Raw genomic sequence first — 13,172 nt, forward strand, 5'->3', positions numbered from 1 at the left:
ATGCCGTCCGCTGAGGGCGAGGAACGAACGATTCTCGGCGTCCATTTCTTCATCGGAACGGCAGCGCAGGCTGTGGAACGGATGAAGGGTGGGGGATTGCTGGTGGTTCCGGCTGCGCCTGCGCTGAAGGATCTCGAGACGAAGGCGTCGTATCGCGAGGCGCTGCTGAACGCCGATATGGCGATCGCGGATTCTGCCTACATGGTGATGGTGTGGAATTGGCTGGAACACGACTCGATCCGGCGACTGTCGGGGCTGGAGTATCTGCGTGAGCTTTTGAAGCAGCCGGACGTTCGGCAATCGGGCAATGTACTTTGGATTATGGCGAGTCCGCTGAGCGCTGAGCGTAATCTTGCGTGGCTCGCTGAGCAGGGTATTTCGGTGCCTGAGGAGTATGTGTACCTGGCTCCCTTGTATTCCGAGCAGGAAATCTACGACACTGAACTGCTGGACCGAATCGAGCGGACCCGGCCGCAGCACATTCTATTGACGTTGGGTGGCGGAACGCAGGAGCGGGTGGGGCTATACCTCAAGCGTAACTTGAGCTATCTACCTTCAATACATTGTATTGGGGCGGCTATCGCGTTCCTGAGTGGAGACCAGGTGCGGATACCCATCTGGGCGGATCGGAACTATCTGGGGTGGCTTTATCGGTCAATCTCCGAGCCGCGGCGCTATATGCCGCGCTACTGGAACGCTCGGAAATTGTTGTATTTGTTGATTCGTTATAGAGAACGCTTGCCAGTGCCACCCGTTTAGGCCAATATAGTAACCACTAGTGGTAACTAATTTCTGGTTACTTTGATTGGTGTTGGCATGAACTTTCGTCTAATTCCGGTAGCATTGTTCTTGTACTGCGGTGTGGCTTCGGCGGCATCTGTGTCAAAGCTCGTGAGCGGCCCAACGGTTGCGGAGCAGTATCTTCTGTCCGCAGCGAATGTGGAGCGGGCACAGCGTGGATTGCAACCGTTGCATTGGGATCGCGCGCTCTACGAGGCGGCGAGCTATCATGCGGAACGGATGGCGGAACGCGAGTCGATTTCGCACCGGTATGTAGGTGAACCGGAGTTGATGGCGCGAGGACAACAAGCCGGCGCGCGGTTCAGCGTGATCTCGGAGAATGTGGCTGAGGCTCCCAGCGCGGTGATGATTCAAGACGCGTGGATGAACTCGGAAAAGCACAGGGAGAATTTGCTGGATCCGAGGGTGGATTCGATCGGGATTCGCGTGATTGGCAGAGGAGACCACTTGTACGCGGTTGAAGACTTTGACCGGTCGGTGACGAGTATGTCGCTGGAGGAGCAGGAAGTGGCAGTAGGGCAGCTCCTGCAGTTGAGATCGTCGGTGACAATTTTGCCGACGACTGCGGATGCTCGGCGCACGTGCTCGATGGAGACCGGTTATGCGGGTGAGCGCAGGCCATGGTTTGTGATGCGGTATACCGCCGATGATCTGACCAAGATTCCGACGATGCTGGAGGAACGGTTAGCGACGGGAAACTATAACGCAGCAGTGGTGGGAGCTTGCCCGGCAGAGGGCGAGCACAACTTTACCGCTTACAGTATCGCGGTGCTGTTGTACCGGTAGACAGCTATTCGGCAGCGCTGCGTGCCAGCGGTTCGATTACGGCAAGGTTCGGCAGCAGTTCGTTGGGGATAGCGTGGCGTTGCTGCAGGTAGGATGGCGCGTTGTAGGTGATCCACACCTTGCCTTCGTTGTCTTCATGGACGAGGATCTTCAGTGGTAGATTGAGGGCGGCGCTTGGTGCGACGAGCATGATGGGCGTGCCTGCGCGAGGACTTCCGAAGATTAAGAGCTTGGTGGGCGGCATGGTCATGCCAGCCTTTGCAGCTTCGCCACTATGATCCACGAGAGCGAAGAGGGTGATGCTCCTGGCGGCTAAAGTTTTGGTGAGCGAGTCTACTGTCTGATCGACCGAGTGATGGCTGGGGATAATGATGATGCCGTGGTAGTTGTCGCTTGTCATGATCACCCTTTGTGGTGTGAGTTGGAGAGACGCTCGAGACTGAATTGCGGCGGAGGCTGGCTATGTCGGCGTAGGAAATGGGTTGCGTGGGAGCAGCTCGCAGTTGATGACTAGGATAACGCCGCTTTGACCCACCCTCGCGCATTTGCTATAAAGGTTGAGGAGCAACCGCCCGGTTGCCTGCGTTCTCCACGCGATCCTGAGTAGCTCAATGGCAGAGCATTCGGCTGTTAACCGAAGGGTTGTAGGTTCGAGTCCTACCTCAGGAGCCATTCAATACAATCAGTTAGCGCGATTCCTTCGTGAAGTATCTTCCGATACCGGGGGAAATACCGGGGACTCTGTTTGAATTGGTGCGCTGCTGATACTATCGACCGCACCCCTCAGCTCGTTTAAAGTGAAGTGGCCATAGCGGGCCGCCATACGAACCATTGTCGCGGTGCTCCAGCCGGCGATCTTTGCAACTTTGGCGATGGGTATTCCCGCGTTCAGCATCCGCGAGACCGCTGTGTGTCGCAAATCATGGAAGCGGCATGGCAATGGATCAATCGCCCCTTTCGAGTCCACGTCACCTTTCAGGATCCGCGCTGCTCTAAGCTTCGCCGCCTCCCATGCTTCTTTGATACTGCCGATGGGCTTCGTGGGGTCACAGTTGTACACCTTTGCGGAGAACAGGTCACCAGCAGCGCCATAACGCTCCGTGGGAAAGACGTAGTGCTCAGGTTCCCGCGCAGGGAAGTGAGTTGCCCAGAAGCCCAGAGCGGCCATTGCTCGCTGGTTAAGAGGGACGATGCGGCCTGTACCGGACATCGTCTTATCTTTTCCCCAGCGTAGGCAGCGGTCCTCGAAGTCAACGCTCCCCCATTGCAGTGTCCGAATCACACCGAACCTTGCACCAGTCTCGATTGCTAGCGTCACAAAGGCAACGAGGGAGCGAGATCGTGACTTGCCGCACGCCTGCAGTAGGGCCGCTTCCTCGTCCGGTGTAATCGCTCTTCCCACGTCATCCCTGGTCGGAAGCATCTTCACGTCTGGCTGCAGCCTCGCCCATTGGCCGGAGCGCTTCAAGACAGCCCGGAGGGTGCCTAACTCGAGATTGACAGTTTTGGGTGAAGCTCCTCCATCCATGCGCTTAAGCTGATACTTAGCCACATCGCGCGGTTCAATGTCACATACGAGCTTTCGGCCAAACTCCGGGAGCAGATGCGCGAGGTTCGCCTTTTCGATCATCACCGATCTCGGTGCCAGTGTTGCCTTCTTCAGGTCCAGCCATGCCTCCGCTGCGACGGAAAACAAGCGGGGCTGTTGCTGCCTGCGAATGCCAGCCGTGCCCTCTTCCAAGTCGCGCCGCCGCTTGGCTTCGACCTTTTGTGCGAGCGTTTTGGAAGCGGTTCCCGTGCTCTCGCGAATTCGCTGTGCATGAAAAACGAAGTCCATCGTCCAAACTCTGCTGCCTTTGTAGCGAAATACTGCCATAACTATTTCCTTTCTGTGCTCTTTTTGCGCCTTTGAGCATTAATTCCGGATTTGCTTTTAGTCCAATACCGCTGATTCCTAAGTGCTCTCTGGCAAGACGGCTTGCAGCCACGCGTACCGCGCTTGAACACAGAAAAATGACCACCACAATTAAGGCAAGTGCCGATCGCTCTATGAGCGAGGTAATCCAAGCGAAGTTGAAAGTAGAGCGCATCCCGGATGCCTGTGAAATCCACGTGTGGCAATTCGACAGCCTCTCCGTTGAATGCGAAGAGTCGAGGCGCATGCTGATTGAATTTCAAGCAGAGGGTGAGATGCGCCATCGGAACTAGATCCGCAGCTTTGACTGACTTCGGGCTGATCCCCGCTATGGCCGACAACGCAAGGATCTCTTGGTCGAAAGTCTCAACGTCCGTTGTGTTCAGCAGATCGCGCAACACGTCGAGGTCGGCGAGTCCGTTTCGGTTCACCTGTTGAACGATCTGAACCATTGTTCGAAATATTCCTTGCTCACGCCGGAGACTGCCCAAATCTTCGCGCACCTTAACCTCCCAGGCTGAAGAAGCATCAATTCCCAACAACCTGCCAGATACCGGACCAAATTCCGTTACGAACGCAATGAGCTTCTCGTCATCCGTGGCGTCGGCAAATTCGTATATGCTCGCGATCTCATCAGGCCGTCCCAGATGTCTCAGGCGGTACCCGCGAAGTCCCTGCAGGATGTCTAACTTTGAACGAAGCTTCGGAGGAACCTGATCCGCTCGTAACGGGTCGGGAGTGTGCCCCCAACCAGTAATGAACAGAGCATCCTTTCTGCGCTCCACTTCTATGCGTTGTGCCCAAATCGGGACGATGGCTTTGTGCATTCCTGGTTTCACTATCCCCTCGATCGCAAGACGCTTACTGTTGCGCAAGACGCTTGTAGATTGATCTAACATCTTGCGATACAAAGGGAGTATGCCATGCGTGAACGCACTAGTCAACGCAAGTTCGCATTAGGAGAAAATCTCATGTCCGCACTCAAACCAAAAAGCAGACTGCTTTCCCTTCCTCAGGCCGCTGAGGAGCTGGGGATGAGCGTCAACACAATCCGTGCTTGGATCTATCAACGAAAAATTACGTTCGTTAAAGTTGGCCGTTCTGTGCGAGTCAGCGAAGAGACAGTGCAGATGATCATCAAGGGTGGCACGGTTCCGGCACTTGTGGAGGGGCGGTAATGACGGCCGAGTCATTCACCGCTCTGCTGGGATCCCGGCGCAGCGGAAGTGGGAAGTGGCTAACGCGTTGCCCAGGCCACGAGGACCGATCCCCAAGTCTCTCCATCTGCGAAGGGCAGCGTGGCCGCGTTCTCCTGCATTGTTTCGCGGGCTGCCGAGTGGTCGACATTCTGTCGTGTATGGGGCTGTCCCGGAGTGACCTATTCGCGGGTTCCCCACCGTCACCCGAGCAGCTTGCGAAACTGCAAGTGGAACAGGTGCAGCTGCAACTCCTGAGACGTAAGGAGCGGGAATGGCTCGCGGAGCCGGCAACAAAAGAGCGAAACTTTGCCGCCGCTTCGTTGGCCTTGGCCGCGAAATTGGCCCTGGCGACAGAGGACAACGCGCTGACAATGGCCTACCACGAAGCGCTCGACAAGGCACGACGCTGGGAACTGGAAGGACAGCAAAGATCCCTACTTCTCAGAACGATAAGAGAGCGTGTGACGGCATGAGCAACGCCACATTTGAAGGTCTGTTCGAGGATCGAGACCGCCTTGGCGACATCAGGGCAGAGGACGTGGGGGAGAGGATAGCCCGCGAGCTGGGTTTGCCAACTGGTACCGGATTTGCACCTCCGTCGAATGATGGGTGGGCCGAACCAGAACGTCTCTTAGAGTCACTGCCTGAGGTGATGCAATTCGATCTGGATTTGATGCCACAGTCGATTCGCCCGCTCGTGAAGGACGTGGCGGAACGCATGCAGGTTCCGCGGGACTTCCCGGCTGTGGCAGCCCTTGCCACACTTGCAGGGGTAACAAACCGTCGGGCCATGATTCAACCAAAAAAGAACGACCATACGTGGCAGGTCGTGCCGAACCTCTGGGGCGGCATCGTAGCCCCGCCGGGGATGCTCAAGTCCCCAGTAATTTCGTGCATGACGCAACCGGCGCGGGCAATCGAGAGCGAATGGCGCGAAGTCTACGAAAAAGGCGGGAAGGACTACCGATCCGCGGTCGAATTTCAAGAGCTTGAGAATGCGGCGTGGAAGGAGCAGTACAAGCGGGCTGCGAAGAGCCCGGGCAACAGCGACCGACCCGCAAAGCTTGAAGCCGGGCTCACGCAGCCAGTGCTTCGCCGACTCATTACCAGCGATGCGACTTTTGAAAGTCTCCATTCCGTTCTATCTGAAAATCCAGCCGGGCTGTTCGTCATTCGAGATGAGTTGACCGGTTGGCTCGCCGGACTGGAGAGACAGGGAAGGGAGCAGGAACGAGCTTTTTTTTTAGAAGGTTGGAATGGCGATGCTGCTTTCACGATTGACCGGATAGGGCGTGGGAGCGTCCATGTCCCCCATGTTTGCATGTCGATGTTTGGCGGCATTCAGCCGGCTCGCTTGCGGAGCTATCTTGCCGATGCCCTGCTGGATGGACCGTCCAACGACGGCCTGATCCAACGCTTTCAGCTCATAGTGTGGCCAGACAAACCATCAAAACTCGGATATATCGACCGGCTGCCGGATAACGACGCTATCGAGCGGGCTGCGCAGGTTTACCGCCGCATAGCGGCTATTGACCCAGCGAATCCGCTGCGGCTGCAATTTGACAACGAGGCTCAGACTCTATTTGAGCAATGGTTGACCGATCTGGAGATGCGCATCTCCGATGATGACGTCTCGCCGACCATGCAGGCACACCTTTCCAAGTATCGGAGCTTGATGCCGAGTGTCGCCTTATTGCTTGCGTTGGCGGATGGCGCAAGCGGAATCGTGGATCTTCATCACGCTCAGCAAGCCTGCGACTGGTGCGAGTATCTGGAAACTCACGCAAGGCGCATCTACTCATCGCAAGGAAGGCCGCAGCATCAAGCAGTGACTCTAAGTGTCAGACTGGCAAAGGGCTGGAAGCGCGACGAAGGATTGTTCACACTGCGGGAGGTATACCGGAATGGATGGACAGGGCTTGATTCACCGGACGCGGCTCGAAAAGCTTTAAGTCTGCTCGAGGAGTACGGCTGGGTCCGCGCCGCCAAATCATGCGGCGACCGTTCAGCGGGGCGGCCGGCGGAAGTGTACATTCGCAATCCGCGAATTGAGGTGCGTCATGCAGGCCAGTAGACGCTGGAGAGATTGGATAGCGCCCGAAAAGACGCAGGAGAATCTCATATCCGAGCTGCCAAAACTGTCAGAACCTAGTTCTGTCAGTTCTGTCAGTCCAGTACTTGGGTATTCTCAGACCGTGGCGCAGTTCGAACGGGCTTTGTCCCCATTGCATGAAATCTTCGATCCTTATGCTGCTCTTCCACCAAGCCCGGAGCAAGACCCCGCAGAGTGGCGCGAGCCGCTGGACAGATGGATAGCATCGCAATGCGTATGTCATTGGAGGCTGCACGGCAACGTCGGCGGTTTACACGTCGCTTTTTCCGAATGGGAGGTTGAGCAGCACGAGCCTCCGTGTTCGCGAACCGTATTCGAGCGCCTGTTGCTGGAAAATGGTTGGAAAATGAACCCTACGCTTGCGTTGGTGTACGGCCTGTCACTTCGCACGTATGTATGTGGGGATGAGAACCTCTCAAAGCTTTTGTCGCGTTGATCAGTTTAGATCACCGTTCTCTTTAGGTGATTGGCTTGAAAATCGAGGAAGAAGATGATGATTGAAGCAAAGCCTCAGGACAGGTCAGCCATCGCTGACCGTTTCATTTCCGTACGGCGGAGGATGAGATTGTCACAGGCTCGCTTAGCGAGCTACATGGGTGTGTGCCGTCAGACCGTCTCTAAGGTTGAAAATCGCCGAGTGTTGATCCACACCACGACATGGTATCGATTTTGCGACTATGAACTCAGGGCGCATGAATTCAGAATTAGGTAGTTATCGAGAGATTTCATGCAGTATCGGCCGCGTGAGATGACTGGGCAGAAAGGCGACATGCCCGCATTCTTACTTCGTGACACCATTTCGTCGCAATCGAAATAAGGAGAACCGCGTTTCGAACGTCGGAGTATTTCGGCATGTGGTTTTCGAGTACCAGAGGCGAATTATAGAAGTCGACTAGGGCGTGTTCACGCTATCTGAGGGCTTCGACGATGAAGGCGAAGTTGAGGAAGCCGATGAACAGTATGTCGAGCTTCTCGAAGCGGGAGAAGATTCTGCGGAAGCCCTTGAGTCTCCGGAACAGCCGTTCGATCTCGTTGCGCTTCTTGTAGAGGGCGCGGGCGCTCCAAGGGGGGATAGGAAACAGAGCGCTCGGAAACTGCCCCCTCGACCTCCTAAACTCACTTTTGTGCAATCTGTAGAGGAGCGGCGGCTTCACAGCGCACCCCTTGAGAGGAGTTCGGGGGGGCCACAAGGGTGTTCGCGAGCGAACGTTGAGGAATGTTTGGCGTCGATGAAGGCACATGTGCCGAGACGGTTATGCGCGGCGATCGTCCGCCAAACCTTGTCCTCCAATCGAACAGCATTTACTAGCCAAGCTGCTGTTATGGCGCCCGGCTTGAAGTTACCCAAGTTGCTCTGCGCATCCCGTTCTTTGCTAATAATGAATGCGTTTCCCGTTTGATCGATCCATTGGTCATTCCAATTCGAGACTTTCCGAAAGCACAGTCTTCATGATTTCTTCTGACTCGTTTACATCCGATGGCTCGCCAATGAATGTAAAGGACCACGCAACATCCCCAGATAAGCAATCCAAGACAATCGCGCCGCCCCCTTTGGGAAGCGCCATTCGAGCGCACATCACCCTGACTGGACTGCCATCTTTGAATTTGGTTTCAAAGTCACTCCTTTCCAAGAACCCATTATGAATGTTATGAACTGATGACCATTTGGCTATGACGTGGTTCCGATCTCCGATTGAAGTAGTTTTTCTGCGAATCCATAGATTACCTCGCATACCCTTTAGAAGGGACGATGGCTTCTCCACCGTCAGCGGCGGCCCTGAGTGGCTGTAAACCCATCCCATTGGCAATCGCAAACTTATCCCCTGATACGTGACGCTGGGCCGGATATACCAATATGCGAATCCTTGGAGAATGGGGTACGAGATAACAAGCGTCACCAGTACTACCATCATGATTGATGATGCAATCCAGAATCTTTTGCCAAGCGGTCTGTGCCAGAAGGAGCTCATCATTTACTCTCTTTGCCGTCTGATGGTAGTGATAAAAAACATAGGCGCGCTTATTGTTGGTCTGGTGCAGGTGGTGGCGGTGGCGGTGGCGGTGGTGGCGGTGGCGGTGGAGTTTGTGTCGAATCAGGCGGCGTAAGCGTTGGAGCAATTGGGGGGGACGTCAAGAGATCCTCGGCTTTCTTTGCTCCGTCCGTTATAGCTTTTTCGGTCGGAGTTGCCGTCTCTGGGACTAGTAAGCTTTGTAGATTATCGGCGATCGTCTCAGCAGCGATGGCCAACGCGCCTCCAAAACCCGGAATATTCTGTCTGGCCCGGTCATAATCTTCCTGAGCCCGTCCCCGCTGGTCGGCTGTCAATCTGTCATTCCCCATCGCATCAAATGAAGTTTGCATCAGGGTCTTATTTGTGTCGGCTTCTCGCAGTGTCATAACAATAACGGTCGCAGCGACCATGGTCTGCCCGACCGGATTATGCGCTGAGATTGTTATAGCCACTTTGTTGAATGCGTTTGCAAGCCACTGGCAGCAATGTCCGTCTGGGTCGGTCATGTAGACCGGATTGTTAAGCACGTAGCCATAAAGATTGAGACTCTGGGGATTTCTCAGATCAGCATACGGTATGCCGGTTGGAGTATTGCTCCAGTCAGGAGACATCCATCTCCCCATTGAGCTTGCGTAATAGCGAGCGCCGAAGTAGTCGAGCCCACTCTCTGCGTCTCTTTCTTTGCCGGTGAACAGATGTTCGGTGGGCGTGGGCGAGCATCCCGCACCATTGCCGTATGGAAGACTCGGGCAAGTCCGTTCGAGTACGCCAGCGGCGTCCGTTTGTGCGCGGCGGGTGCCAAGCGGGTCGTCGAAGTAGAAGTGAGTGCCATCCGCGTCGTAGGTTCCCAGCAACTTGCCGCCTGCCCAGATGTTGGTGTGGTGCCAAGCCATGACGCCGTTCGAATCCATCTCCAGTTCAGTGAGCTGTTCATTCGACGGACCGAGAATGTAATCGCTTATGGTCGCAAAGTGATTGGCCACCGGGTCGCAGCTCATCGACGAGATGGATCCCCTAGCAACCCGTGTTCCATCGGCGCCATATATATAGCCGGTCATCGCGCCGCCGACTTTGTAACTGTAGACGGCGCAGAGGCGTCCCTCAGCATCGTAGAGATATTGATTTGAACCGTCATCTCGCATATCGCCGGCCGCATCATAAAAGACCGCCGCAGCGTTGACGGTGTATCCAGCCGATGCACCAATGCCCGAGGGGATACTTGCAAGCTGGTTAGAGCTGTTGCTTTGGTAAACATATGTGGCTACAACACCCGTTTCCGAGGAAGGGCATGCAGCGGTTTGCAAGTTTTCAGCGAGACGATTACCAAACCCGTCATAAGCCCAGCAGAGATGCTGGTTACCATACGGGCCCGAAGACGAATTTCCGATTTGCAGGCGGTTCAAAGTGTCGTAGCTGAAGCCCCAACTACCCATGACGGGATTTCCCATGGAAAGGTCGGAATAGCTGGTCACGTTGCTTGCCCCGTCGTAGCCAACATCGAAGCTAAGAATCGGCTGCGGTGGCCCGGTGTCCGGGTTAGCTCCGCCGCTGAGGTTTCCGGTTATTGGAGGAGATGCGAAGGAAGGTTGGCTGAAGTCTGTGGAATCGTAGCCACCGGTTGGTGTCTGGATCAAATACGCGTAGTTTGTTCCGGCTCCTTGTACCTTTGCCACGAGATTCAATTGGTCCTTCACCGCAGTGAGGCTGACGAAAGATCCAGCCGTGACCCCGCTCGCGAGGCCCGACGCAATCGAGCTTGGCGATGCGTTGGCCCCATATGTAGTGGTTGCCGCCAATACCCCACCAACAGTCAACGTCACTGTTCCTGTATCGGAGATGCTTGAAAGCACGGTCAGGCTTACCGTTTTAGTGACAGTGGAATAAGCAGAACTGGTAGGGATAAAGGTCACTGAAAGCGTGCCAGTGCCCGTCGCCGGCACCGTACCGGCAAGTGGATTATAGATAAATGTCCCCGGCACCGAAGCTGTCGCGTTCAACTGGATTGCAGACAGAGCCGTACCGTATGCGATCGGAGTCGGCGTCGACCAGGTGACCGTGGGTGTCGTTTGGGTTACAACGAGATTCACACTCTTGGTCGCTGTCGTGTAATTCGCGGCGTTGGTTGGTGTGAATGTCACCGAGAGGGTATCGGTCCCGCCCCCAGGTACGGTGCCGGCGGGCGGAGTATAAGTGAACTGCCCAGCAGCGACATTGCAACTTACCGGGTAGCCGCCGCCATATGCGTTAAACGTTTGCGGGCCAGTTGGGGGCGTTGTCACATAAGCGTTCAAGTAGTAGCCGCCAACCGCTTGGCCGCCGTATCCGGGCTCGGTCCCGCTAGCCGCATAATAACCCACCACCTGACCCGTCGTTATCGCAATGGGTGGGGAGGCAAACGTCTGCAGCCCCGAGCTAGCGGCCGCTGTCACGGTGAAACTATTGGCGACCGTGTACGACCCGCCGCCATTTGGATTGAAGATCACAAAATTGAGCAACTGTCCGGCGACCGGCGCTGTGTTGTAATACGTCGTGCACGACTGCAACACCCCTGCTGAGAGTGGAGCAGTGCTCAATACAAGGCCCCCGATATTTTGTACACCCGTAGTGGGTGAAACGCTTGTGTTTGGTGCAGCGGATACCGAAGCGTTCAACTGCGCCGCCGACAGCGCAGTCCCATACGGAATTGGCGCTGGCGTTGCCCACGTGATCACAGGTGTTGCCTTATTCACCGTCAATGTCACAGTTGATGTCGAAGCAGTGTAATCCACCGTATCAGTAGGCGTGAAGGTCACCGAGAGCGGAACGGTACCGGCCGGCGGCACCGTTCCTGGTGGTGGACTATAAGTAAACTGACCACCTGAAACTACACAGGCTACTGGGAAAGTGCCGTGATAGTTGGTGTAGCTTGTCGGGCCACTTGGAAGCGTTTCCACGTTATTGAGGAAGTAGGAGCCAAACTCATCGGGCGCTTGATAAATCCCGGGCTCCGTCCCGCTCGCCGTCCAAAAACCTACCCTCTGACCCGCCGTTATTGCGATGGGAGGGGCGGTAAAGGTTTGCAAACCGGAGCTCGCAGCTGCCGTCACTGTGAAGCTATTTGCGACGGTGTAGGAGCTAGTGTTGTCAAACGTACCGAGGCTTGGTCCATTCGGAGTGAAGATCACAAAGGTGAGGGACTGGCCAGCGGCTGGTGCAGCGTAATAGTAGGTCGAGCATGACTTTAATACACCTGAAGCGAGAGGGGCGTTGCTCATTATGAGAGTCTGCGCGCTCTGTGTATTAGTAGGCGTGGGTACGCTCATGTCTGGGGTAGCCATGTCCGATGCAACCTTGCAGCTTACCGGGTTCCCGCCATAATTTAAGCTGTAGGTCGTGGAACCGGTTGGAAGAGTCGCCTGACCGCCGAGGGAGAAGCCCCAGGTCGCTTGGCCACCGGTCCCTGGCTCCGTTCCGCTTGCCGCCCAATATCCCACTAGCTGTCCCGCCGTAATTGCAATGGGAGGCGTAGTGAAGGTCTGCAAGCCCGCGACCGCGCTTGCGGTCACAGTGAAGCTATTGACGATCGTAAAATTCCAACCGCCGGAATTATTAAGGATCACAAAAGTGAGTGATTGCCCAGTAGGTGGTGCTTGTGGGTAATACGTGGTGCACGACTGCAGCACGCCGGCCGAAAGCGTAGCCGTGCTCAACGCGACAGTCTGCGTACTCTGTGCAGAGGTAGTAGGCAAGACCGTTGTGTCTGGAGCCAAAGCTGCCGACGCATTGAGCTGCGTCGACGATAGCGCGGTGCCATACGAAATCGGCGATGGTGTTCCCCATACGATTGCTGGCGTTGCCTTGTTTACAGTGAGCGACACAGTCTTAGTTGCAGTTGCATACAGGGTGGTGTTCGATGGCGTAAAGGTGACTGAGAGCGTTTGTGCGCCAGCCGGCGGCTGTGAGCCGGCGGCAGGTAAATAAGTGAATGTTCCCGCTACTGCTGTCCCGTTGTAGGTTGCTGTTGCGTTCAGTTGGGTCGCCGATAGAAGCGTGCCGTACGTGATTGCGGCTGGATTCGCCCAATTGACGACCGGAGTCGATGTCTGGGCAGAAAGTGACAGCGGGGTCAAAGCGAGGAGTAGAGCCCTGACCCCGCGCCTGACCCAATCACGTGTCTGACTCCCCTCATATTCGACGTCATAACGTCGAATATCTCGTCGGTCTCGTTCCAGCCTGATTGACCGACGGTTATCGTTCCTCATGATATGTCCCATCCGGCTACCTTCTCCGTATTCACTTGCCGTGTTTGAAACAACTGTCTAATTGCCACTCACTAGTTGTGGGCACGAAGGTGCCGAACTGAGCTG

The 13,172-nt window shown here is 55.6% G+C and carries 8 protein-coding genes, 1 tRNA gene and 1 pseudogene; 5 read left to right on the forward strand and 5 right to left on the reverse strand.

Going from position 1 to position 13,172, the window contains the following annotated elements; translation table 11 throughout:
• Together GSQ80_RS18420 and GSQ80_RS18425 are read left to right on the forward strand one after the other, a co-directional pair.
• A complete protein-coding gene (locus GSQ80_RS18420; RefSeq protein WP_158789118.1) occupies positions 1 to 759 on the forward strand; it encodes a WecB/TagA/CpsF family glycosyltransferase in 759 nt (252 codons plus the stop codon).
• A 120-nt stretch (positions 760 to 879) separates the two neighbouring features.
• Positions 880 to 1,587, forward strand: a complete 708-nt coding sequence (locus GSQ80_RS18425; protein WP_158789119.1) for a CAP domain-containing protein — start codon at positions 880 to 882, stop codon at positions 1,585 to 1,587.
• Positions 1,588 to 1,591: 4 nt separating this feature from the next.
• Here the strand turns inward: GSQ80_RS18425 and GSQ80_RS18430 are convergent, their stop codons facing one another.
• Positions 1,592 to 1,987 (reverse strand): DUF302 domain-containing protein, encoded by a 396-nt coding sequence (locus GSQ80_RS18430; RefSeq protein ID WP_158789120.1) that lies wholly within the window; start codon positions 1,985 to 1,987, stop codon positions 1,592 to 1,594.
• A gap of 197 nt (positions 1,988 to 2,184) precedes the next feature.
• Here GSQ80_RS18430 and GSQ80_RS18435 point away from each other — a divergent pair.
• A tRNA-Asn gene (locus GSQ80_RS18435) sits at positions 2,185 to 2,259 on the forward strand.
• A gap of 10 nt (positions 2,260 to 2,269) precedes the next feature.
• On the opposite strand, the gene GSQ80_RS18440 is transcribed toward GSQ80_RS18435, so the two are convergent.
• Both GSQ80_RS18440 and GSQ80_RS18445 read right to left on the reverse strand, forming a co-directional pair.
• Positions 2,270 to 3,463: a site-specific integrase gene (locus tag GSQ80_RS18440; RefSeq protein WP_158789121.1), complete on the reverse strand. Its 1,194-nt coding sequence runs from the start codon at positions 3,461 to 3,463 to the stop codon at positions 2,270 to 2,272.
• Between the two features lie 2 nt (positions 3,464 to 3,465).
• Positions 3,466 to 4,401: a hypothetical protein gene (locus GSQ80_RS18445; protein ID WP_158789122.1), complete on the reverse strand. Its 936-nt coding sequence runs from the start codon at positions 4,399 to 4,401 to the stop codon at positions 3,466 to 3,468.
• 24 nt (positions 4,402 to 4,425) lie between these two features.
• On the opposite strand from GSQ80_RS18445, the gene GSQ80_RS18450 reads away from it, so the two are divergent.
• A complete protein-coding gene (locus GSQ80_RS18450) occupies positions 4,426 to 4,680 on the forward strand; it encodes a helix-turn-helix domain-containing protein (RefSeq protein WP_158789123.1) in 255 nt (84 codons plus the stop codon).
• Between the two features lie 490 nt (positions 4,681 to 5,170).
• On the forward strand, positions 5,171 to 6,775 hold the full coding sequence (locus GSQ80_RS18455) for a YfjI family protein (RefSeq protein ID WP_158789124.1): 1,605 nt from the start codon (positions 5,171 to 5,173) through the stop codon (positions 6,773 to 6,775).
• Between the two features lie 947 nt (positions 6,776 to 7,722).
• Here GSQ80_RS18455 and GSQ80_RS18460 read toward each other — a convergent pair.
• Together GSQ80_RS18460 and GSQ80_RS18465 are read right to left on the reverse strand one after the other, a co-directional pair.
• A pseudogene (locus tag GSQ80_RS18460) lies at positions 7,723 to 7,881 on the reverse strand (IS5/IS1182 family transposase); the annotation flags it as partial.
• A 953-nt stretch (positions 7,882 to 8,834) separates the two neighbouring features.
• A complete protein-coding gene (locus GSQ80_RS18465) occupies positions 8,835 to 12,935 on the reverse strand; it encodes an RHS repeat-associated core domain-containing protein (RefSeq protein WP_158789125.1) in 4,101 nt (1,366 codons plus the stop codon).
• Positions 12,936 to 13,172 lie beyond the last annotated feature (237 nt).

Source organism: Granulicella sp. L46 (assembly GCF_009765785.1).
GTDB lineage: Bacteria > Acidobacteriota > Terriglobia > Terriglobales > Acidobacteriaceae > Granulicella.

What these genes read in the sequence shown, in the direction of transcription:
- GSQ80_RS18420 (WP_158789118.1), top strand. Translation starts at nt 1, where the DNA reads ATGCCGTCCGCTGAGGGCGAGGAACGAACGATTCTCGGCGTCCATTTC.
- GSQ80_RS18430 (WP_158789120.1), bottom strand. Translation starts at nt 1,987, where the DNA reads ATGACAAGCGACAACTACCACGGCATCATCATTATCCCCAGCCATCAC.
- GSQ80_RS18440 (WP_158789121.1), bottom strand. Translation starts at nt 3,463, where the DNA reads ATGGCAGTATTTCGCTACAAAGGCAGCAGAGTTTGGACGATGGACTTC.
- GSQ80_RS18445 (WP_158789122.1), bottom strand. Translation starts at nt 4,401, where the DNA reads ATGTTAGATCAATCTACAAGCGTCTTGCGCAACAGTAAGCGTCTTGCG.
- GSQ80_RS18450 (WP_158789123.1), top strand. Translation starts at nt 4,426, where the DNA reads ATGCGTGAACGCACTAGTCAACGCAAGTTCGCATTAGGAGAAAATCTC.
- GSQ80_RS18455 (WP_158789124.1), top strand. Translation starts at nt 5,171, where the DNA reads ATGAGCAACGCCACATTTGAAGGTCTGTTCGAGGATCGAGACCGCCTT.